Source organism: Leptospira perolatii (assembly GCF_002811875.1).
GTDB lineage: Bacteria > Spirochaetota > Leptospiria > Leptospirales > Leptospiraceae > Leptospira_B > Leptospira_B perolatii.
In genome coordinates, this window is sequence record NZ_NPDZ01000002.1 from 1 (window position 1) to 20,726 (window position 20,726).

Annotated in this window: 18 protein-coding genes; 7 read left to right on the plus strand and 11 right to left on the minus strand. The window is 41.9% G+C overall.

Annotation, left to right across the window (positions count from 1 at the left end; all coding sequences use genetic code 11):
- Positions 1-270 precede the first annotated feature (270 nt).
- Entirely contained in the window at positions 271-1,782 is a 1,512-nt protein-coding gene (locus tag CH373_RS03875) for an MASE3 domain-containing protein (RefSeq protein ID WP_243393244.1), read from the minus strand.
- Positions 1,783-1,882: 100 nt separating this feature from the next.
- On the minus strand, positions 1,883-2,944 hold the full coding sequence (locus CH373_RS03880; protein WP_165778774.1) for an AraC family transcriptional regulator: 1,062 nt from the start codon (positions 2,942-2,944) through the stop codon (positions 1,883-1,885).
- A gap of 120 nt (positions 2,945-3,064) precedes the next feature.
- Here CH373_RS03880 and CH373_RS03885 point away from each other — a divergent pair, with 120 nt between their 5' ends.
- A complete protein-coding gene (locus CH373_RS03885; RefSeq protein WP_100714558.1) occupies positions 3,065-4,261 on the plus strand; it encodes a DJ-1/PfpI family protein in 1,197 nt (398 codons plus the stop codon).
- Between the two features lie 161 nt (positions 4,262-4,422).
- Positions 4,423-4,782, plus strand: coding sequence for an LIC10280 family protein (gene lfb1, locus CH373_RS03890; RefSeq protein WP_100714557.1), 360 nt, complete (start codon positions 4,423-4,425; stop codon positions 4,780-4,782).
- A gap of 122 nt (positions 4,783-4,904) precedes the next feature.
- Here the strand turns inward: lfb1 and CH373_RS03895 are convergent, their stop codons facing one another.
- Together CH373_RS03895 and CH373_RS03900 are read right to left on the minus strand one after the other, a co-directional pair.
- Positions 4,905-5,123 (minus strand): hypothetical protein, encoded by a 219-nt coding sequence (locus CH373_RS03895; RefSeq protein ID WP_100714556.1) that lies wholly within the window; start codon positions 5,121-5,123, stop codon positions 4,905-4,907.
- Positions 5,124-5,191: 68 nt separating this feature from the next.
- A complete protein-coding gene (locus tag CH373_RS03900; RefSeq protein ID WP_100714555.1) occupies positions 5,192-5,767 on the minus strand; it encodes a TetR/AcrR family transcriptional regulator in 576 nt (191 codons plus the stop codon).
- A gap of 140 nt (positions 5,768-5,907) precedes the next feature.
- On the opposite strand from CH373_RS03900, the gene CH373_RS03905 reads away from it, so the two are divergent.
- Together CH373_RS03905 and CH373_RS03910 are read left to right on the plus strand one after the other, a co-directional pair.
- Positions 5,908-6,381, plus strand: a complete 474-nt coding sequence (locus tag CH373_RS03905) for a hypothetical protein (protein WP_100714554.1) — start codon at positions 5,908-5,910, stop codon at positions 6,379-6,381.
- 60 nt (positions 6,382-6,441) lie between these two features.
- A complete protein-coding gene (locus CH373_RS03910; RefSeq protein WP_243393246.1) occupies positions 6,442-6,888 on the plus strand; it encodes a hotdog fold thioesterase in 447 nt (148 codons plus the stop codon).
- A 49-nt stretch (positions 6,889-6,937) separates the two neighbouring features.
- Here the strand turns inward: CH373_RS03910 and CH373_RS03915 are convergent, their stop codons facing one another.
- From CH373_RS03915 to CH373_RS03925, 3 genes are all read right to left on the minus strand, one after another.
- The gene (locus CH373_RS03915; protein WP_100714553.1) at positions 6,938-7,453 is read right to left on the minus strand and encodes a TIGR04452 family lipoprotein; all 516 of its coding nucleotides are present in this window, start codon (positions 7,451-7,453) and stop codon (positions 6,938-6,940) included.
- Between the two features lie 122 nt (positions 7,454-7,575).
- Positions 7,576-10,950 (minus strand): methylmalonyl-CoA mutase family protein, encoded by a 3,375-nt coding sequence (locus CH373_RS03920; RefSeq protein WP_423789794.1) that lies wholly within the window; start codon positions 10,948-10,950, stop codon positions 7,576-7,578.
- A 38-nt stretch (positions 10,951-10,988) separates the two neighbouring features.
- Positions 10,989-11,804 (minus strand): lysophospholipid acyltransferase family protein, encoded by an 816-nt coding sequence (locus CH373_RS03925; protein WP_100714552.1) that lies wholly within the window; start codon positions 11,802-11,804, stop codon positions 10,989-10,991.
- Between the two features lie 300 nt (positions 11,805-12,104).
- Here CH373_RS03925 and CH373_RS03930 point away from each other — a divergent pair, with 300 nt between their 5' ends.
- The 3 genes from CH373_RS03930 (at position 12,105) to CH373_RS03940 (ending at position 15,841) form a co-directional block, all read left to right on the plus strand.
- Positions 12,105-13,082: a phosphatase PAP2 family protein gene (locus tag CH373_RS03930; RefSeq protein WP_100714551.1), complete on the plus strand. Its 978-nt coding sequence runs from the start codon at positions 12,105-12,107 to the stop codon at positions 13,080-13,082.
- Positions 13,083-13,085: 3 nt separating this feature from the next.
- Positions 13,086-14,381, plus strand: coding sequence for an oligosaccharide flippase family protein (locus CH373_RS03935; protein WP_100714550.1), 1,296 nt, complete (start codon positions 13,086-13,088; stop codon positions 14,379-14,381).
- Positions 14,382-14,479: 98 nt separating this feature from the next.
- Positions 14,480-15,841, plus strand: a complete 1,362-nt coding sequence (locus CH373_RS03940) for a hypothetical protein (protein ID WP_243393247.1) — start codon at positions 14,480-14,482, stop codon at positions 15,839-15,841.
- Positions 15,842-15,869: 28 nt separating this feature from the next.
- Here the strand turns inward: CH373_RS03940 and CH373_RS03945 are convergent, their stop codons facing one another.
- The 4 genes from CH373_RS03945 to CH373_RS03960 are packed head-to-tail and all read right to left on the minus strand — an operon-like array spanning position 15,870 to position 20,684.
- Positions 15,870-16,754, minus strand: coding sequence for an ATP-binding response regulator (locus tag CH373_RS03945; protein ID WP_100714549.1), 885 nt, complete (start codon positions 16,752-16,754; stop codon positions 15,870-15,872).
- Between the two features lie 54 nt (positions 16,755-16,808).
- Positions 16,809-18,254, minus strand: a complete 1,446-nt coding sequence (locus tag CH373_RS03950) for a PDZ domain-containing protein (protein ID WP_165778775.1) — start codon at positions 18,252-18,254, stop codon at positions 16,809-16,811.
- A complete protein-coding gene (locus CH373_RS03955; protein WP_100714548.1) occupies positions 18,251-19,741 on the minus strand; it encodes a S1C family serine protease in 1,491 nt (496 codons plus the stop codon). Before CH373_RS03955 ends, CH373_RS03950 begins: the two co-directional genes overlap by 4 nt.
- Positions 19,734-20,684, minus strand: a complete 951-nt coding sequence (locus tag CH373_RS03960; protein WP_100714547.1) for an LIC11113 family protein — start codon at positions 20,682-20,684, stop codon at positions 19,734-19,736. The genes CH373_RS03955 and CH373_RS03960 overlap by 8 nt, the downstream gene beginning before the upstream one ends.
- Between the last annotated feature and the right edge of the window lie 42 nt (positions 20,685-20,726).

Below are 20,726 nucleotides of genomic sequence, written 5' to 3' on the forward strand. Positions count from 1 at the left end.
TACCGAAAGGAAACACACCGGATGGTGTACCAAAATGGGTACAAAGGTCACGCTACTCTATACGTTTTCAAGAACTCTGAACAAATTGATTTAGTTGGATTCTGCTAAATCGGCTCCCTCCCGAAAATTCAATCTTCCAAATTCACCAGCAATATTACCGCTGAATTGATTTCCGCCGATTAATTTCGCTAAACGATCTAGTTTTAGATCTGCCTCTGCAATTCACAGTTCAAAGTGCGGCTTTAGGTCGACCGTACTGAGTTAATGTATCTAAACTCGCTTTCCATACATGTCCATGGGAAAATCGATTTCACAATGAAACTTTGGACCTTTTTGTAGCGAGATTTTGCCGGAGAGCTGAATCTCTGCAATGCCGTAAATTAACTGCATTCCAAGAGTGTTAGAATTTTCAAGAGCAAGGTTTTCTGGGATTCCTACTCCATCATCCGAATAAGATAAGCTGAGTCTTCCTTCTTGTCGTTCCGCAATCGAAATTGAAATAGTTCCGGAAGCTTTGTTTGGAAACGCATGTTTTACTGAATTGCTCAACAGTTCAGAAATAATCAATCCGATCGGTATGGCTAAATCTATTAGAATTTTGCGGTCTTCAATCTCGATCTTTGTTTCGATTTTGCAAGAATGTGTCCCGTTTCTTTGCAGAGCGTAATGAGTGAGATCACTAACGTATCTTTTCAAAGAAATGGAAGATAGATCCTGCTCAGAGAATAGTAGCCGATGGACCAAAGATATTGCTTGGATACGATCTTGTATTTTATACGCAAGAGTCTGAATTTCTTGGTTCTCGGGATAGATCTCTGATTGCAAAGAGATCAAGCTGCTGATCACCTGGAGCGTGTTATTCGAACGATGATAGATTTCACGGATCAAAGCTTCCTTTTCGGATAAAGATTTTGCTAAGTTTTTTCTCGCTCTTTCTCGTTCCGAAACTTCATCCTTTAATAATTCGTTTGTGTATAATAGTCGTTCATAAGGTCTGTTGATCGACGAAATAAAGACTCCTTTATAAATTAGACAAAACGCAATTACCTTGTAGATATGACCTATAACATTATAGATATCGAATACTGAAGTATAAACAGCGAAAACTACTTCACTGAATATACAAAATACAAAAGCGAAGAGGAAGTATTTTGTAGAGTCCCATCCGTACTTTTCAATTCGAAGCCAATAGGCGACAGAAGACAAAACTAAAAAGCAAATAATTACTATTTCAGCAATTCGTTTAAAGGGGGTCAAACCTGTGTCTGGAGAGAAGGTTGTTGGAACTAGATCCGGAAAAAAAATGATCAAAACAAATATCGAGATGGATACCAATAAAGGTAAAATTAAGAATTTCATTTTAGATGTGAGCAAATCACTTTCGTTTGGAAGAAAAGAGCTAGCTAGCAAGGAAATTGCGGCAAAGAAGCGAACCGCAATCCAGAACTGAGTAGATTTGTTCGGAGAGTTTTCCGTAAATAGATCGGGCATACCGGAATATGCGAGCATATGCATCATGTCCATCAACGCGATTGCCAGAAAAGTAGTACCTAAAAATAAAGCTTGTTTGTCTTTGCTCTGCGCATAAGTAAACCAGCCCACACCAAATATAGAGGCGGAAATAACAATGCTGAAAGATTCAGCTACATTATGGAAAACTAAAAAGGGAGCAATCTGGGAATCGAAATATAAAGAAGAATAAAAGAATTGAATGAGGAAAACAGGAAACGAAGCGAGAAAAACTACGAATCCTAAAGAAAGCAAATTGGATTTCGACTGCAAGATTTCATCCTCTTTGGAAAATTTGGATCGCGTTTAGAGATTTCACAATGAATCATCTTCCAAATTGAGGGATAAAATTTGGACCGCTTTTGTTAGATTGTCAAGAGATTCGTGTTGGTTTAGACTGAGATCGAAACTCAGTCGGATTACATCCGTATTTTTCCTGGAATAGTTTATGAAAAGCTGATTTAGAGTTGAATCCCGAAGAGTAGATGATTGATAAAACAGATCTTTCGGATTCTTCTTTGAGCAATCTTTCTGCTTCCCTTAACCTGAAATCTGCCACGTAATTTCGAAAATTCTTTCTCATTCGGGAGTTTAAAATTTCAGAAAGTTGGTGAGAGTTGATTTTCAGTTTTTTCGCGAGATTTCCAAGGGAAAGGTTTTCATCCAAGTAGACACGCTCCTCGGACATCAGTTCTTCCATTCTTTGCACCACTGAATCCACATCAATGCCAGAGATTCTACTCTCTGCGTAGCGCGCAGCCGATACTTGCCTTCGCAGGGAAATTCCAAGGTCTGCGTTCGCGGAATGGATTAGGAATACCGCGCAGAGTAAAGTCGTTACACCGCAAGCAGCAATCGAGAAAAGTTGCATAAAGAATATCTGGGCCACAACGAAAAGTAAAAGCAGTACTAGTGTGGTTGCATACAAGGTAAAAAAAGGAGTGAATACGATTCTCTTGTCGTGCGGTGTAAATCCCCGCCAGCGCCTCAGCTTCAGAAGCAATTGACTTGGATAAAAGAAATTCAAAACAGTTCCGCTGCCCAGCAGGGTAGGAATCATCCACATATAAATATCACCTGATTGCGGCTGTTCTAGAAATTCTACTTTAGCCGCATGACTTTTAAGATAAAAAGGAAGCATTATTAAAACGGAAAGTATTGAAGGGATAAAATGAATCCAGGGAAGAACGTCTATCTTGTTTCCGCTCAGATTCTGAAAGTATAGATAGGCCAAGGGCCCTATTAAAAATATTGCCGGAATATGCAGATCCATCAGCCAAGTTGCATTTGGTAGTTCGCCGGAAAGTTCTAGAAAGATATGAAATTGTACAATTGAGACTGCAAAAAATAAAAAGGCAGCAATTTTGTCTCGCCTCCAATTTGCCAGGCATAACAAAAATGCGAGTCCAGCTCCGAAAGCTAGGAAAGTATGCATGATCGAATTCGAGAAAAATTTCCGAAAACTGTCCAGATTATTTTCCTGGATTCTAAGGTTTTGATTCCATCCGTATCCGGACGGACGACAAAGCATTTCCAATATGTAAAAATTCGAAGCATGAATCTATATACGTCCGAAGACAAATCATTCGAAAGAACAAACTGGATAAAGAAGGGTTTTAGAAAGCATACGATATTGTGGTCGCTCGTCCTTCTCTGGATTTTCTTAAGCGATTGTACAAATCAAAGAGAAAGCTCTATCGATCTAGTCTCTGCGCAAGACAGCTCCGTTTCGAATCTACAGCAAGAAGGACTTCCTACTTACCAACCAAGGTTCGGGCGTAAAAAACCTGTAATCGCTGTGATCGCGGACAATTACACAACCGAGATTACAGATTTTGTAATTCCGTTTGCGATTCTATCGGATTCCAAAGCCGCCGAGGTTTTGGCATTAGGAATAGAAACGGGGGACGCGATCTTGTATCCGGCTTTGAAAATGAATCTACAGGAGAATATTCAGGATTTTGATAAAAGATATCCTCGGGGAGCGGATTATGTGATTGTTCCGGCGATCCATAGAAGCGAAGATCCGAAACTTTTATCCTGGATTCAATCTCAGGCAGGAAAAGGTGCCATTGTGATTGGAGTCTGCGACGGAGTTTGGGTGCTCGCAAATGCTGGTTTATTAAAAGGACATCGTGCCACAGGTCATTGGTATTCCTTTGCGGATTTGAAAAACAAATTTAAAGAAACAGAATGGGTTCAAGATCTGCGTTATGTATCCGATAGATCTGTGATTACTACGACTGGAATTACCGCATCGATTCCGATATCGTTAGCACTGGTAGAATCAATCTCGGGAAAAGCGAATGCTCTTCTATTGGCCAAAAAACTGGGAGTAGAACATTGGGGGCCGGCGCATAATAGCTCGGACTTTCAATTAAAATATGAAAATGTTTTTACAATAGCCCTAAATACGATTTCCTTTTGGTCCCACGAGGATCTGGGTTTGGAAATCAGTCCTGGTCTGGACGAAATTAAGCTCGCGTTCTTGGCAGATGCTTACTCAAGAACCTACCGATCTAAAGTTTTTTCCTTTTCTAAAAATCAGAATCCACTTTTCACCAAGAATCGCCTAAGATTGATTCCGGATCGGGTTGGAATTCCTACAGAGATTTCAGAAAAAAAACTGACGCTCGATGAAAAATTATCCGCGCTAGACACTTTGAAGCGCGCTCTATCTGAGATAGAACTTCAGTATGGGAAGAATACCGCGGATACTGTGAGGCTTATCATGGAATATCCTAGAAAATGAATTTTCAGGAAATTAGATCAACTCTTGGAGTGTATTCTTTAGCGGATAGGACCTCACGATATTCGCCTTTCCCTGGAAGAATTTCGAGTTTTCAGGCTGGAAATATCTTGTCCGGAATCGTGATTCTGATATAATCCGGCTTCGAATTTGGAGGGAATTTTATGCTTCACCCCGCACGCGCAAGGGTATTCGCGATAGTAACTGTGTTGCTCCTTGCGATTTCTTTTACCTACGTTCACGCACAAGGTCTGGATATTGGTGGTACTTACAAGGTATCTGGTACGAATCCGAACGGATCTAAGTATCGTGGAACGGTTACCATTTCCGAAAATCCGGATGGAAGTTATAGTTTTGATTGGTCAGTCGGATCTACTTTTTCCGGTACTGGAAACTTAGAAGGTAATGTGCTCACTGTAGAATGGGGTGATACTTACCCGGTAATTTATATCGTAAAAAATGGTGGAAAACTTTTAGAAGGCACTTGGGCAAACGGAGCTGCCACGGAGACTTTGACTAGGTAAGAAAGAAATTGGAAAGTGTCCCAAAAATTCACCAAACCTGACGCGGTTTATTCGCGTTAGTTCAGGCGAATGGGACACGAATTCTTTCACAGTTTGTTTTTGTAGATCTTCGAACCTTTTAATCAACCGACCGAAACATCTAAGAAACTATTATGATCTAGATGGTAAGTTCTATACTCCGATGTTGGATTTGGAGAGAGGTCGACGGAATAGGCATCTTTGTACAATTTGCGAGCTGGGTCATAAAATACATTCAATAATATTACATCTTTTGCATATATGGTGGCTGTAAAAATTCCTCCTACGAAAAGGAGTGCCCAGGGCAGTCGAATCTGTTTCATATTTTTAGAACTTCCGAATTTTCAGGTCCAATCTAAGAACCAGTGAATTCGGAAGCCTTCCGTTGCTTTTATAGAATTTTGAGTCTTTCGTTTAGAAGCTCTCGAATATGTTTCCCCATTTCCGGGTTTTTTAAGGAATGAACTGCCCAGTTATACCCCATGACCAAGGAGAGCAGCTGGTCTGCGAGTTCCTTTGCGCTCAGGTCTGATTTTCTAGAGCGGGAGTTCCTTCCTAATTCAGTTGAAACGAAATTCCGAAATGATTGAAATCTCTTTCGAATTTCCAGATTTACTGGTTCCGGAAGAGAATCTCCTTCCATGGAAACTCTGGCAAAAAAGCAACCTCCCGGAAAAACCTTTCGATCTACATAACTAATCCAAGCATTGAAAAAAGCCGAAATACGTTTTGCTCCGGATTCTAAATCCTTTGAAGGTAGAATGACTTCTTTGGTAAAAATTTCTGCGGCGAATTGGATTGTGCTAATTTGCAAGTCTGTCTTAGAACCGAAGGCTCCGTGCAATCCTGCCTTACTCATTCCGGTTGCTTGGGCGAGCTGTCCTATGGTCAGCTCATTTAATCCTCTTTCAGAGGCGTAATCTGCCGCTATACGAAGTACGGTTTTCTGTGTTTCGCTGAATTCCATTTTCGTAACCGAATATCAAATCAATCGAATCACCTGGATTCGTCAAGGTTCAAAGAATTTTCACTTTTTAGGGTCTTTTTATATTTGACGAACGAACGTTCGTAAGTTACTCTAATTACGATAATTCGGAGGAAATTTCCATGCATCCTAAATACTATCTTTTGTTTGCGTCTGTGATCGGCGCGACTACTGCAACTATCCTGATCAGGGATTTTTTGATTCCAAAGGCAAAAGGGGATTGGTTTAAGTTGCTGCAACTACTTGCGATTGTGCATTCTTTTCGTTTTGTAGGCTTGAGCATGTTTGTTCCGGGAATTTCTTCTCCGAATATGCCCGCACAGTTTTCGATTCCGGCGGCTTGGGGAGATTATTGTGCGGCGATCTTGGCTTTGACTACTTACACTTTGCTAAGAAGAAAGTCAAAGTTCGCCGTGGCATCCGCCTGGATTTTCAATATCTGGGGTTTCTTGGATTTGGTGTATGCAGCATACCAAGCCGCGATACTTGAAGTATCAAACTATATGGGGGTGATGTTTTATATATTTGCATTTTACGCGCCCGTGCTTGTAGTTTCGCATATTGTAATATTTAAGGCTTTAATTCGAAGAGGATAACTTCTACTTTTGTAGAAAATATACGAGAACAATTAATCAGGTTAGGAGAAAACTCAGTTCATGCCAACAGATTCTGAATGGGAAAAACACTATCGGTCGTTGGAGAATATGTACCACGGGGCACCGATCAATCGCTATTTTCAGCCCCGTTTGTCTATTCGAAAAGGTGAAACAACGATTCATATTCCGGTGAGAGAAGATTTTTTTCACGCTGCAAAAGCAGCTCACGGAGTTCTTTATTTTAAAGCCGCTGACGATGCGGCTTTCTTTGCGGCCAATTCTGTTGTGAAAGAAGGATTCGTTTTGACATCTAATTTAAATCTTACTTTGCTAAGACCGATCAAGTCCGGAATTCTCCGAGCAGAGGGTAGGGTGATCCAACATGCCACTCATTTGATCATTGCGGAAAGTACGCTTTACGACGAGCGCGACAGAGAGATCGGTAGAGCAATCGGTAATTTCGCAAAAAGTAATATAGTTTTGACGGAAGAAATAGGCTACAAGTAAGGAGTGAATGGGGCCCAAATCAGGGTCCCACCCAGCTTTTTGAAGAGTTTTACGGGAAGCTAGTTTGATTGAACTGGAAGAATCCTGCCTCTTCGATTTTACATGCTTCATAGGAAACGATGGTTGCTAAGTCGAGAGGTATCGGTGCGTTTTGACAAGCACCATAAATCTGCACGTCTTGCGCATATTGCACACTTAATGAGACTCCGATTGTCCGAATCGTTTCCGTACATTTATCGATCGAAGATTTTGTATAAATTTTCGTATCGGAAATCTTTGCATTTTGAACCTTCCCTGCCAAATCCTTGAGTGCGTAAGCGTCAAAGCCGGAGAGTCTAGTCGTTCTATTTCCGCCGAGTCCGGAACAATCTGGAGCGTTGATCAATAAAGGAAACAGTTGCCCCACGAATAAATTACTAGCGTCATTCTGCGCTTCTTTGATTTGTAGCTTTGCGTCCGAACCTTTAATTCCGCCGGGTCCAGCTACACCAAGGTTATTGCATTGAACAAAGATAAATGTAGTTAACAAAAGGAAACAATTCAAGATTGTTCGAAAGAAACTCATTTTTGAACTCCTAAAAATTCGCAATTAAAGCCATGTTGCCTAAAATCACTTTTTTTGAAAATAGGTGGTAAGTAGAATCGGCTTTTTGAAACGAAATGCAATCCATTTTTCTTTCCCGAATTCTACATATTTCGCCGGTACTGGCCACCTACTTCGTACAAGGATTGAGTAATTTGTCCTAAGGAAGCAACTTTTACTGTCTCCAGCAGCTGAGAAAAGATATTTTCGTTCGAGGAGCAAACACTTTGCAATTTTTTCAAGGAGTCCTTGATTCTTGATTGGTTTCTAAACTGAAATTGCTCCAGATTTGTGATTTGAATTTTCTTTTCTTGTTCGGTAGATCGGATTACTTCTGCGGGAAGTACGGTAGGAGATCCGTCTTTTCCGAGGAAGGTATTGACACCTATCACAGGAATTTCTCCGGTATGTTTTAGATGTTCATAATATAAGGATTCTTCTTGGATCTTATTTCTTTGGTACATCCTTTCCATTGCACCTAGAACTCCTCCTCTTTCTCCAAGCCTTTTGAATTCCGTCAACACCGCGCTTTCTACTAAATCGGTCAGCTCTTCGATAATAAAGGAGCCTTGTAAAGGGTTCTCATTCTTTGCAAGGCCGAGTTCTCGGTTGATAATCATTTGGATTGCGACGGCCCTTCTTACTGAATCTTCGGTAGGAGTCGTGATTGCTTCGTCGAATGCATTCGTGTGAAGACTATTGCAATTGTCGTAAATTGCGTATAATGCTTGTAAGGTGGTTCGGATATCGTTGAAGTCGATTTCCTGCGCGTGAAGAGAACGTCCGGATGTTTGTATGTGATATTTTAGAAGTTGGGAACGCTCATTTGCTCCATACTTATGTTTTAAAGTTTTGGCCCAAATTCTTCTCGCAACCCTGCCGATAACAGCATACTCCGGATCGATTCCATTGGAAAAAAAGAAAGAAAGGTTAGGGGCAAAGTCATCGATCTTCATGCCTCTGGATAAGTAGTATTCCAGGTAAGTGAATCCGTTCGCTAATGTAAAAGCAACTTGAGTGATCGGATTTGCACCCGCTTCCGCTATATGATATCCGGAGATTGATACTGAATAAAAGTTTCTTACCTTATTTTCTATAAAATACTCTTGGATATCTCCCATCATTCTCAGGGCAAACTCGGTGGAAAAAATGCATGTGTTTTGGGCTTGGTCTTCTTTGAGGATATCTGCTTGGATCGTACCTCTTACTTTGGCCAAAGTGTCTTTTTTGATTTTTTCATACACTTCTTGGTCCAAGACTTGGTCGCCGGAAATTCCGAGCAGTAGCAACCCTAAGGAATCATTGCCTTTAGGAATTTCTCCATGGTATTTCGGTGGTTGCATTCCAATTTTAGAATATAGGGAATTAATCCGAGATGTAATTTCTTCTGTCTTGCCTTGGCTCTTAATATGTTTTTCGCAAGCTTGATCAATTGCGGTAGTGAGAAAAAATGCAAGCATCATCGGAGCTGGACCGTTGATCGTCATAGAAACGGAGGTAGAAGGGTTGCATAAGTCGAATCCTGAGTAGAGCTTCTTTGCATCGTCTAAGGTAGCGACGCTTACTCCTGAATTTCCTATTTTTCCGTAAATATCTGGGCGAACACCGGGATCCTCTCCGTACAGAGTAACAGAATCAAATGCAGTGCTTAGTCTTTGTGCCGGCATTCCTAAGCTAAGGTAGTGAAATCTGGAATTTGTCCTTTCAGGTCCTCCTTCCCCTGCAAACATCCTAGTCGGATCTTCGCCCGTGCGCTTGAAAGGAAATACTCCTGCGGTATAAGGATACTCCCCGGGAAAATTTTCCTTGTACGACCATCGGACAATTTCTCCCCAGCTCATAAATTTTGGGACGGATATTTTAGGGATCTTTAATTGACTCAGTGACTCTACGTAATTTTCTACCTTGATTTCCTTGTCGCGGACCTTATAGGTAAAGTATTCCGATTGGTACTCGGAACTTTTCTTTTTCCAATTCTCTAGAATCAGTTTCGTATCTGCGTGAAGCTTGGGTTCTAGTTCTTCTATCTCAGTTTCAATATCTAAAGTGCTCTTGCCTTTGCTCTTTAGAACTTCGTAGGAACTCCTCAGATTATAAATCGATTCCGCTATGCGGGCTTGAGATTCGACGAACTGATCGTTTTTCTCACACTCTTCTACAATTTCGGATAAATACCGTGTTCTTTCCGGAGGAATGATATGATTTTTCCGACTCGGTTCCAGGTTTTCCGGAAAAGAGGAACTCCATCCTAATTGCAGTTTTTTATCCAAGGCACCAATAATCGCGAGATACAATCTGCTGGCTCCTGGATCGTTGAATTGAGATGCTATCGTCCCAAATACAGGCATAGAATCGACCGAAGCCTCGAACAATTTACGAGACCTTTGGTATTGTTTCTTTACATCTTTGAGGGCATCTGCTGCGCCACGCTTGTCGCATTTGTTGATCGCAATAATATCCGCGAAGTCTAACATATCAATTTTTTCTAATTGAGTTGCGGCTCCAAATTCCGGAGTCATTACGTATAAGGATAAGTCCGCAACCTCGGTAATCTCGGAATCACTCTGACCGATTCCGGCTGTTTCAACCAAAATCAAATCGAATTCTGCGCTTTTCAGGACCTCCAAACTCTTTTTTACGTTTCGATTGAGAGCCACATTTGCTTCTCGGGTAGCAAAGGATCTCATATAAACTCTCGGATTAAAGATGGAGTTCATTCTGATTCTGTCCCCGAGAAGGGCTCCGCCAGTCTTCCTCTTGGAGGGATCCACGGAAATTACTGCGATTGTCTTTTCGGGAAAGTCCTGCAAGAATCTTCGTACTATTTCGTCCGTAAGAGATGATTTTCCCGCTCCACCGGTTCCGGTGATCCCGAGCACCGGGACTTTTTTTCGAGGACTTGGAAAATCAAATTTTTGCTTAATATTCGGTGGAATATCTTCTCCAAAAGTATTCTCTATTAATGTAATGGATTGTGCAATTGCTATCGGATTTCTGGTAAGAAGCGAGGAATGCAAATCTCCGTTGAACCTCATCGGTGGTACGAAATCTGCTTTGCTCAGTAGATCGTTGATCATCCCTTGCAAACCCAAAGATCTTCCATCATCCGGAGAATATATTTTTGTGACTCCGTAAGCCTCTAGTTCGGAGATTTCACTCGGCAAAATGGTTCCGCCGCCACCTCCGAATACTTTGATATGCCCGGCTCCCCTTTCTCTTAGAAGGTCTATCATGTATTTGAAATATTCGATATGGCCACCTTGGTAACTCGTGACTGCAATTCCCTGGGCATCCTCTTGGATGGCGCATTCTACAATTTCCTGCACCGAGCGATTGTGTCCTAGATGTATCACTTCCGCTCCGGAAGATTGTAAAATTCTCCTCATGATATTTATAGATGCATCGTGTCCGTCGAACAAGGAAGCAGCTGTAACAAAACGGAGAGTATGTTTTGGCTTATATAACGTTTCTGTAATCATTTCAAATTCCGTAAAAGTTCTCTGAGATCGGTCTGGTTTTAAAGCGGATCATTTTGATTTCCTCCGACCAGTTCCTGGACTCTTTGTTCGAGTTCTTCGGTTAACAATTTAGCAGCCCTTTTTAAGGGGCCTTGTGGAAAGGATTCCGGAAAAATCGGTTTTCCAATTCGATAAAGGATCTTTGTGCGAAATGCCCTTCCGCTCAGAAAGGTTTCTGGCTTCATCATTTTCCACGCGCCGCGAATTCCGCTTGGAATGATCGGGACTCCTGCTCGGATTGCAATTTTTGCAGTCAAAGCTTTGAAGGAACCCATGCTGCCATCTTCTGTTCTGGTGCCTTCGGGATAGACAGATATAAGTTCGCCACTTTTTACGAGATCGACCATATAATCTTCTAACGACTCGTAGTACTTTGCTGCAGACTTGGCATCGGTAACATTATGAGATCTTAATATAGGATATCCTCCCCAATTTAGAAGAGTCTTGCCTTGATAACTTCCGATTAAATTAAGTGCTGTTACGATTGTGGTTCGAACTAGGCTTAGAGGAAAAAATTTAAAAGGGGAATTCTCTCCATCCAAGAGTTCCACAAGAGTTTCTTGGGGATGAAAAAGTTCATACTTGCCTAAATAAATTATTTTTCGTTCTACAGATGTTCCCTGTACAATTACGTCCAGATTGTCTGTATGGTTGGAGACGATTACACCGCCTCCGTCTTTCGGTACATTTTCGGTACCCTCTACTTCTACATCGTAGATCAGATGTAAAAGGTTCTTTAGAAATAGTTTGGCGTAGTCTCTTGGAATCAAGAAGAGACTATCCAGCTCTCCTATTTCAGGAGTTTGCTTGTCCATTTAGGATCCTTTCCCGCGGATTTATATATTTACTTAGATTCATGGTATCGACCGTAGACTAATGAATCAACTTAGTTTTTTGTCGGGCGAATGTCCGATATCTCTGGAAAGAAATTATTATTAATCAAATGTTCTATAATGGATACGTGAATTGCCATTCCAAGTTTATGAAAACGCCGTTCACTTAACATGCAAAATAGTAAGAGAATAGATTCTTTTCGTATTCGTTTCATCGATTCTAGTACTCTTAGTTTCGAGAAAAACCTTTGCAGGCTAGATAATCTTTTCTAAGTTAGCTGGATGAACTGGCAAAATCCGATTCTCAGAGATTTTCTTTTTAGCGAAGATGTTTTACGCTCTTTGCATGTTCCAATTCTTGAACCGGTTCTCGGTCCTTTAACTGTTCTCTTTCATTATTTAGGGACTTACTTTTTCTTTATGGCGATCGTTTCCGCTATTTATATATGCGTGGATCGTAAAGTAGGGATGAGGCTGGCGATCGGGCTTATGATCTCTGGAATCCTGAACGGCGCTTGCAAAGCATACTTCGGATATCCAAGACCATCTGATCTTCCTTACTCAGGCTTTTTAGGAGTTTCGGAAAGTTCTTTCGGATTTCCATCGGGGCACGTACAAACTTCTGTAGTTCTTTACGGAACTATGTTGATTCATTTTCGCGCGACTCTTGTGAAAGTAATTTGTGCTTTTATTTTAGCATACATGCCTTTTGCACGAATGTATGCCGGATTACACTACTTAGGCGACGTACTAGGAGGTGCAGTCCTGGGGGCGATTCTACTGTTTGGGATCGAGGTTTGGTTTCGAAAGGATCCTTCTCTTTTGGAGCCGAGTTTTTTGGGAGGGGTCGAAGTTTCCAGGAAAAGGATTCGATCCTACTCTTTACTTTGGATTGCGGCTACGATTCCTAGTATACTTTTGATCGAGGAATCCCATTCGGAGGGACCGACCCTAAAATCCTTAGAGCAGGTGGTTTCTTCGGCAGGATCCTTAGCCGGTTTCGGAATAGGTGTGCTTTTTTTAAAGAAAAATGAGTTTGATTGGCATAGGACCTCTTCTCCCTATTCGAATCTGGTTCGAATCGCGACCGTTGCTTTGGGAATTTTCCTGTTTTACTTCGTGCTAGGGCAGATCGTGAAATCTCTTTTCCCGGAAAATCAGGTTGCCAGATACCTTAGGTACGCGATCGTTTGCTTCTATATAAGTTATCTCTCTCCCTTAGTTCTTAAAAGAATGAACGGAGGAATTCACTTGCAGTAAAGAATGTCCCGAGTCGGCGAATCGCTAAAAGTATTTCCGGGGGCCTTGCACCGCCTCCGAACCTCGGGATTTCTACGCTCCTCTTTTTCTGTCAGCCTTTCAAAGGTCATTTCCTCAGGTCTCAATCTACTTTTTACAATCTATGCGGTTAATATTCTAAGTAAAAACGAGAACGGTCTTTTCCAATATTACTCTGAATTTCTTCCAGTGATGCTTGCCGTAGCTGAATTCGGGCTACCGGCGGCGCTAGTGAAGTACCTTTCTCCAGTGATTGAAAATAAGAAGAAAGTCGGAATACTCATGGCATCTTCTTTTTGGATCAAGTTAGCTGCATTTGGAGTGCTCGCCTTGGGCAGCACCGCCGCTGCACTTGCCCTGAAAGAAAGTGCTTTAGTAACTTTTTTGTTGGTCTTCGGGAGCTTTGTACTTTCGTTCAACACTTTCTTTGAAAGTGTTTTCGTTTCTTTTGGACAATATACTTCTTTGTCCCTTTGGTATCCATTGCCGAACTTGATTCGTCTTTTGATTTTGTATTCTGCAGACCAGCTTTCGAATAACGCATTAAATCATCTTGATATACTCGCAATTTTTTCGACCTCTCCTGTGTTCACTCTGGTACTGTTTTTCTTTTTGTTCCCAAGAGAAAAATTGCATTGGAATGGACCCAACGAAGAGGTGAAGGCCCAGATCAGCGAGCTGACTTCGTTTAATCGGTACGCTTTTTTGGCTTCCGTTTTTGCGATCGGCTCTGACAGACTCGAATTATTTTTTCTGAACCAGTACCAAAGTCACGATGCGGTCGCTGAATACGGCACAGCTCTCAAACTTTTCAGCGGCTTTGTGATTTTGTTTTCGGTTTTGAATTCGATGATTTATCCGAAACTTTCTAGATTGGTGGATAGTCCGGAATTTCCTAAATTTCTCCGACATACAATGCTGCTATCCGTCGGAATGGCGCTGTTGCTCGCACCTGGTGGATTTTTGGGAGACTGGATATTTTCGATTTTATTTAAGGGGAAATACCCGGAATCTGTCCCCGTTTTTCAGCTTCTGTATCCAAACTATCTTCTCCAGCTCGTATTTTCTCCTTTGGGAATGGCCTTGTTTGCGATGGGCCAGCCTAGGATGCTCGCGTTACTTGCTTTGATCCGATTAGCTTTCGGGCTCGTACTTGATAATATTCTGATTCCTGAATATGGGACAATGGGAGCAGCAAGCGCCTTTTTCCTCGGTCAAATTCCGTCTTGGTTGATTCTGAGCGGTTACTTTTTGGCTTTCTATCGGCCTTCGCTCAAGTGAGATTAGGACTTTTTTCCAATTTAGTATATTTACTATTTATAATCTATTTTTGCGTTTTGGTGGTGGGTCTACGCGCGGAATCTTATCCGGAATACAGATTGGATGATTCTTCTCTTTTGCAAGACGGACTTGTGCGCTTGGATTCGGTCGGAAGAGCCGCCAATACTGAAAAAAAGCCGCGTAGATTTTCTGCAGATTCGGGTTTTTACACGTCCCTGTATTCTTGGGGAAGAGTGTTTTCCCAAAAGGGGGGAACGAAAGAGGAAGATGCTAGGAAAACTCTCGGAAAAGCCTCGATCAGTCCGGAATTCGGATGGCTTAGACGAGACGAGAACTCTTTATTTCAGATTTTAGCTTCTCCTGTTTTTTCTTATTTAGAAAAGGTGCAATTAGAAAGAGAGGTAGTGAAGCTTTCTGACGGGGAACTTTTGATTTCTATTATATTCCAAAAAGGTGATTTTAAGACCAGAATGGAAGCCGGAAGGGGTTTTCAAAGATTGGATGCAGGTGGCTTTCTATTCGCAGGAATCTTAAACTATGGGGAGCTAGGCTGGGAGATTTCCTCTCTGCAACTAAAAGGAAGCCTTTTTGCGGGAGAGTTTCAGTCTAGTCCCGCTTATTTGCCGCGCGATAAGACTGAATCGCCTCTCGGAATTCGTGGAGGAGATTTATCTTGGAATCCGAAGTCATTTTTGGAAAAGATTCGATTCTTTTACTATCAGTATGGAGAACCAAGGCAAGAAGCAGTAAAAGGGGATTTTTTTAGAGAGTCGGAGCCTTTTCGTCCCTACGGTTTTTTTCGCTACACCGGATCCGAATGGTTTGTATCGCCATTACAAAAATTCAGATTGGAAGGATCTGCGTTTCACGTAGAGGGCAGGCGCGAAAACGGAAAGGACAGATTTGATTCTTACAAAACCAGGCAATCGACTAACGCATGGTTTGCGACTCTTTCGGCTTCGGTGGAACGGAACTCTTATGTTTTTTTTCTAAGAATGCTCTACACGAGTAAGGATGCGACATTTAGAACGGATCAAGATTCTAATGGATATTCCGGGATTCGTACCGACCCGAGAGGTTTTCTCGCTCCTGTTTCGATTTTATTGTTAAGAGACTTTCACTCGAAAGAAGAATCTCCTTTTTCGGGAGTGGAAACGGTAAGAAAGCCGATTTATGAATCGTCTAGTTTGCAGTACTATCAAATCGGCGGAAGAAAAGATTGGGGAAACGGATGGAGTTCCACGTTAGCCGCTGGATTTTCGATTTCATCGATCGGGAGGGGAGCGGAAATTTTATCTCTGAGTGGTTGGAAAGGAGAGGCCGGATTTCTTCTAGGTGGTTTAGCCTATGCTTGGGTGCAGCCGGGAGAGGACCAAAAATTTCTTATAGACGAAGTCCATAAAAAGGCACCGATAAGAGAATACTTTCGTTGGTATTTGAGCGCAGGTCTGACCTTTTAGCGAAAAGGAACCAAACTGAATCCGTATATTATGATTTACGGACCTTTTTGACAAAAGTGACTCGATTTCCTTTATCATTATATTCTAAAGAATCTACATTCATTCTGACTAGAAAAATCCCTCTTCCGGAAAGCTGACTCGCGGTCGGGTCGTGAACAGGGTCAGGAACTCTGTTTAGGTCGAAACCTTCTCCCGCATCCTCTAAAGTGACAATGACTTGGTCGTCGTCGTAGTTTACATCGATCGAAATCCAATCGTCTTTGCTTTCGCAGATTTTATCTACATAGGCAAAGTAATCCGCTTCCTTGAACATCAGATCCTGCTTTTGTTCGTAGGAAATCTTCGCACTGCCGTGTTCGATCGCGTTTCCGATTAGTTCGTAGAGAGCGAGACGCAGCGAAAGTACATCCTCGCTCTGAAGCCCAGGGAGGTGGGAGACAGATCTCAGAATCAAGTGAACATATTGATTCAAATTTCCTAATCTAGGAACCAAGGCGAACCTTTGCTTGGATTCCCGGACCTGAAAATAATGCTTATCTACCAGATCTTTTCCGGCATAAAAAAGATTCCGAAATCGAATCAGAGAATATCGGATCGCTTCCATCCGAAATGGCTTCAGGAAAAAATCAACCGCTCCAAGTCTTAATGCATTGATGGAAATTTGAATGTCTTGGTTCCCGGTGATTACGATAAACGGCGTTTCTAATCCTTTTTCTCTGAGCTTGGTAATAAATTCGATCCCGTTCATTCGCGGAAGTCTGATATCAGTAATGATCAGATCGAATATCTGGGATTCTGCAATTTCCAAGGCCTGTTCAGCAGTCCCAGCCAGAGTGAGATCGTAATCACCGCCAAAAATTTCCTGGAAGAGATCCCGAATCACTTCCTCATCATCAACGAAAAGGATTTTCATTAAAAGTTCCGAATCAAAAAAAAACTCGGAAACATGGTATAGTCAAGGATTTTGTCAGTCTATATTGTCTAACTGGTCCAAAGAATATTGAGCTTTGACCCGGTCGTTCAGGTTATTTAGCTCGCTCTTCGTAAAGACGGCGATCTTATTACCTGAGAATCTAAATACAAAGAATTCTTCTTTCGAATTGGCTAATATACTTTTTAGCCCGTCCACCGAATCTACGGTCTGTCCATTTAAAGATTCTAGAATAAGTTCCTGAAAATCCTGATAAGAACTGTTTTTTTCGTCCGGAAAAATTCTGGATAATAGTACGATTCTCCGTTTTTCCGGATGCAATTTTCGGGAAAAACTTTCCGCTATGTACACCAATTTGCGATCGCCGACGGTTTTGTACTTATCTCCGAATTCCTTCAAGTATGCCTGAGTGAGTTCGGTGAACAGCATTCCTCCGGATATTAGAAATTTAGGATTTCCTTTACTAGATCTTTCCGGAATTAGAAACGAATCTTCGGAGTACGGTTTTAAATTGTAGCTTACCTCTCTTTTGCGGCCGTCTCTGAATAGTGTAAGAGTGATTTTTTCTCCTGACGATATCGGTCTGCCGTGCTCTGTAAGAATGAGTTCGTATAAGGCTTGTCTATCTTTGGATCCTACTGGAACTCCGTTTACTTCTAAGATCGCATCTCCCGGAAAGAGGTTGTGGACCGGGCCAATTCCAGGTAAAACTTCAGAGACGACTGTCCCAAGAGATCCTCTCGGAAAGTAATAAGATTCTTCGGAGGGAGTAAGGCTTGCGTCCGAAATAAATCCAGGGTGAGGGAAGGGGGAAACCGAAGTGAATCTGCTCGAGTATAGCCTGCGAAGGACTTCCGAAGAAGCGTTCCAACTCCCGTCCGTAAATCCGCAAAGCTTTCCTCCACCGAAAAGGAACCTTCTGCCGCCTTCGAATCCTTCTTTTTTCCCATTTCTGGAAAGCGGCAAAATCGCTTTAGAAAAATCTAAACTTGCCCATTCATAAGAAGGAAAGTAATACGAACAACCTTTGGAACTTCTGGAAGAATCATCCAGAGGAATAATCGGAAATCTTTTTTTCAAGTGAGAGGATTCAGTAGGGAAAACAAGAAGCGCGAGTCCAGTTTCTATGTCCACTTTCTGAAAATAGGCCTTTCTACCGACTGCATCGTCCGGATGGATTTCCGCAAAAAGCGGAATATCTCCCGGCTTAAAAAGTGTCACGATTGTAGATTCATCTATCCGAACCGCGGGAAGTCTTTTTTGAAAAGAGGCTCCCTTTTGAAAAGGGTTTTGGTGAGAGTATTTTTTGTAATGAACCAGTAGAGAAAATTCTGGGGCGGATTCCAGACCAGTGAAGAAAAGAAGTATGAAAAAAAGGAAGGAGCTCCTAAAAAATCGGAATTTAGAAAGCTCAGCTCCTGCATGAAAAAAAGATAATTTAGGGATTCCTGAAATAGTGCTGTAAAAATGGATCCGATTCATTTTGCACCTGCCTTGAGTGCATCTGACCTGACATCAAAGCGCTTTCTGACTCTTGCATCTATGGTCCGGATTGATTCTCTGTTGAATACGACCGGAAGGCTGATCCCTCTGAATTTCAGAACAATGTTCCCTCCTGAAAAACTATTCCACAAATTCTTGAAGTCTTCTAAGTTAGAGGGAGTTTTTCCGTTGATGGACTCCAGGATTTTGAATCTGTAAGGTATGTATTTCGAATTTAAGGGATCCGGGAAAACGGTAGTGAGTAACAAGTCCCTTTCCGTAAATCTGTACAAATCGTCTTGGATAAAATAACTATAATGATATCTTAATGCAGCTTCTATCCGTTTTCCTTCTTTTCCGAATAAGGCTCTATTGACCGGCTGAAATAACAATCCGGCTCCTAGGAAATTTCTGAGCTCCTGTTCTCTATACAGCTCCAAGGATTTTGTCTTTTTCAACGGAGTCGCAATCTTGTAATGCTTTCCGCTCCGATAAAAGTACAGAGTGATGTTTTCTCCCACAAACCTTGGCTCGATCAAATCGATTACGGAACGATTACTAGATTCCAATAAACCGCCTTCGCTGTTTAAAAAACTGTCATCGATCTTATAAATGAAGTCCTCTTGCCTGAGCACTTCTGAAAAGGAAGAATCGGGATAGACTTTATTCACTAGAATCCCTTGCAGACCTTCCGGAATCGTCAGATACTTTTTGAGGGCCTCCGAGTTTCCGTTTTGGAAGGTGAATCCTGCATATGGAAATCCTTCATAAGATCCGTCTTCAATGTCCTTTAGAAAATGAAGTATGATTTCCGGCGGAATCAGATAAGCGGTGTTTCCCTGGATTTGGCTGACTTCGAAAGTAATTCCTACCACTTTACCATTTTGGATCGCTGGTCCTCCCGAATAACCCGGAAGAATATTCGCGTTCACTCGAACAACTTTGCGATAGTCAAGACCAGAAAAAGAATACCTCTGTCGTTCTAATCTACTGACGGTTCCATTTTCTAGAGTGAGATTTTCGTCTCCCTGAGGATATCCTAGAATTAAGACATTGCTTCCGAGGGAGGGCGAAGAATCCAAGATTTCCAGCGGCTCTAAACCCTGGAAAAATTCCTCGTCTTCCACTTTCAAGACTGCGAGGTCGCAATCGAACCCTACAAATTCTACAGTCGCCGGATAATACTTTCCACTATTGTAATGTTTTACTTTGAGATATTTTGATTCGGAAACTACGTGGGCATTTGTCAGGATCTTGTTTCCTTGGATGATAAAGCCAGAGCCAACATCCTTGGAAAGATTTTGCTCCCCGATTTCAAAAGGGTCCCCGGTATCTGAATAAGAATCGCTCCGAACGATTACTACGCTTGCTAGTAAATTTTGTAGATCGCTGTTTTGAGTACCTTGAGACAAAATAGGACGAACTTGCAAGATGGAGAAGGCGGTTAGCAGGGAGCAGAATAGTATTCTAGTTTTATAATTATTCATGAAACAGCTCCGCGTCGGACCAAACGATTTTATCCTTATCTATTGACTGGATTTTTAATTTCGCTAGCAATCTTTCTCCCTCTTTCAGATCCTGTGTGCTCCGATTATCCACTGTTAGGCTACCCTCGAAATCTGCGCGGATTCGAATCCACGAATAGGGAGAGCCTGTCGCACAACTTGCCTGAAAAGAAAAATACAAGGCCTTGTCCCAATAAAAATCGGCGTCCTTTCCTAGGTAGATTAGGGGACAGGTAGAATCGAAAAAGATCTGTTTATCATGAGGAGTGGGTCTGTTTTCAGGCTTCCTAGAGATGCTCAAAAAGTACTGTAGTCCGAAGTTGTCCGGAGCCTTTTCCTCATAGGATGGTCTACGAGTCCGCTTCGGTTCTCTCCGACGATTCGGCCTAGAATCTCCACTTTCAGAAGAAGGGTAGTGCTCCGAAGGTTCAAAGTCTAGTTCCCAGTACAGAATATCTTTGATTTTTACAGGGCGAATGACCCGAAAGGATTCCATTTTTTCTGGATTAGAGATCGGATTCCCCGAATAAATAAATCCTTTTAAAGAATCTTTTGGGCAGTCCAGGTAAACCGATTGGTAAGACTCGATCGGCTCTGATCGTTTGAATACGCAAGGGTAGGGTTCCAGTTCCGGATGAGTTTCGAACCAGTACTTTAGGCTACGTGCATCCTTATTTTGTGAATATTTTCTCCAAGCGGATCGAAATTCAGGGTCGTTTAATCTTCCGACCCGATCTTTCCTTCGAAAACTTCTGAAATCGTTTCGACTCCTATCTGTAAAAATAGGATTTCTATCCTCTCCCGTGCCTGAAAGTACCTGGGAATCCGAAAACAGGGATACCTGGAATCCGATCGAAATGATAAGAATCAGAATCTTTGTGGTCAGTTCCGATCCGGTTCTTCTTTTAGGAGAGTTCTGATTCACTGCTATTTTATTATCGGATTTCTAAATTGAGGTTTTTACCGA

Bases quoted from the DNA above. Each gene is read 5' to 3' on its own strand.
- CH373_RS03880 (WP_165778774.1), bottom strand. From the start codon at position 2,944: ATGCATACTTTCCTAGCTTTCGGAGCTGGACTCGCATTTTTGTTATGC.
- CH373_RS03885 (WP_100714558.1), top strand. From the start codon at position 3,065: ATGAATCTATATACGTCCGAAGACAAATCATTCGAAAGAACAAACTGG.
- lfb1 (WP_100714557.1), top strand. From the start codon at position 4,423: ATGCTTCACCCCGCACGCGCAAGGGTATTCGCGATAGTAACTGTGTTG.
- CH373_RS03895 (WP_100714556.1), bottom strand. From the start codon at position 5,123: ATGAAACAGATTCGACTGCCCTGGGCACTCCTTTTCGTAGGAGGAATT.
- CH373_RS03900 (WP_100714555.1), bottom strand. From the start codon at position 5,767: ATGGAATTCAGCGAAACACAGAAAACCGTACTTCGTATAGCGGCAGAT.
- CH373_RS03905 (WP_100714554.1), top strand. From the start codon at position 5,908: ATGCATCCTAAATACTATCTTTTGTTTGCGTCTGTGATCGGCGCGACT.
- CH373_RS03910 (WP_243393246.1), top strand. From the start codon at position 6,442: ATGCCAACAGATTCTGAATGGGAAAAACACTATCGGTCGTTGGAGAAT.
- CH373_RS03915 (WP_100714553.1), bottom strand. From the start codon at position 7,453: ATGAGTTTCTTTCGAACAATCTTGAATTGTTTCCTTTTGTTAACTACA.
- CH373_RS03920 (WP_423789794.1), bottom strand. From the start codon at position 10,950: ATGATTACAGAAACGTTATATAAGCCAAAACATACTCTCCGTTTTGTT.
- CH373_RS03925 (WP_100714552.1), bottom strand. From the start codon at position 11,804: ATGGACAAGCAAACTCCTGAAATAGGAGAGCTGGATAGTCTCTTCTTG.
- CH373_RS03930 (WP_100714551.1), top strand. From the start codon at position 12,105: ATGAACTGGCAAAATCCGATTCTCAGAGATTTTCTTTTTAGCGAAGAT.
- CH373_RS03935 (WP_100714550.1), top strand. From the start codon at position 13,086: ATGTCCCGAGTCGGCGAATCGCTAAAAGTATTTCCGGGGGCCTTGCAC.
- CH373_RS03945 (WP_100714549.1), bottom strand. From the start codon at position 16,754: ATGAAAATCCTTTTCGTTGATGATGAGGAAGTGATTCGGGATCTCTTC.
- CH373_RS03950 (WP_165778775.1), bottom strand. From the start codon at position 18,254: ATGAATCGGATCCATTTTTACAGCACTATTTCAGGAATCCCTAAATTA.
- CH373_RS03955 (WP_100714548.1), bottom strand. From the start codon at position 19,741: ATGAATAATTATAAAACTAGAATACTATTCTGCTCCCTGCTAACCGCC.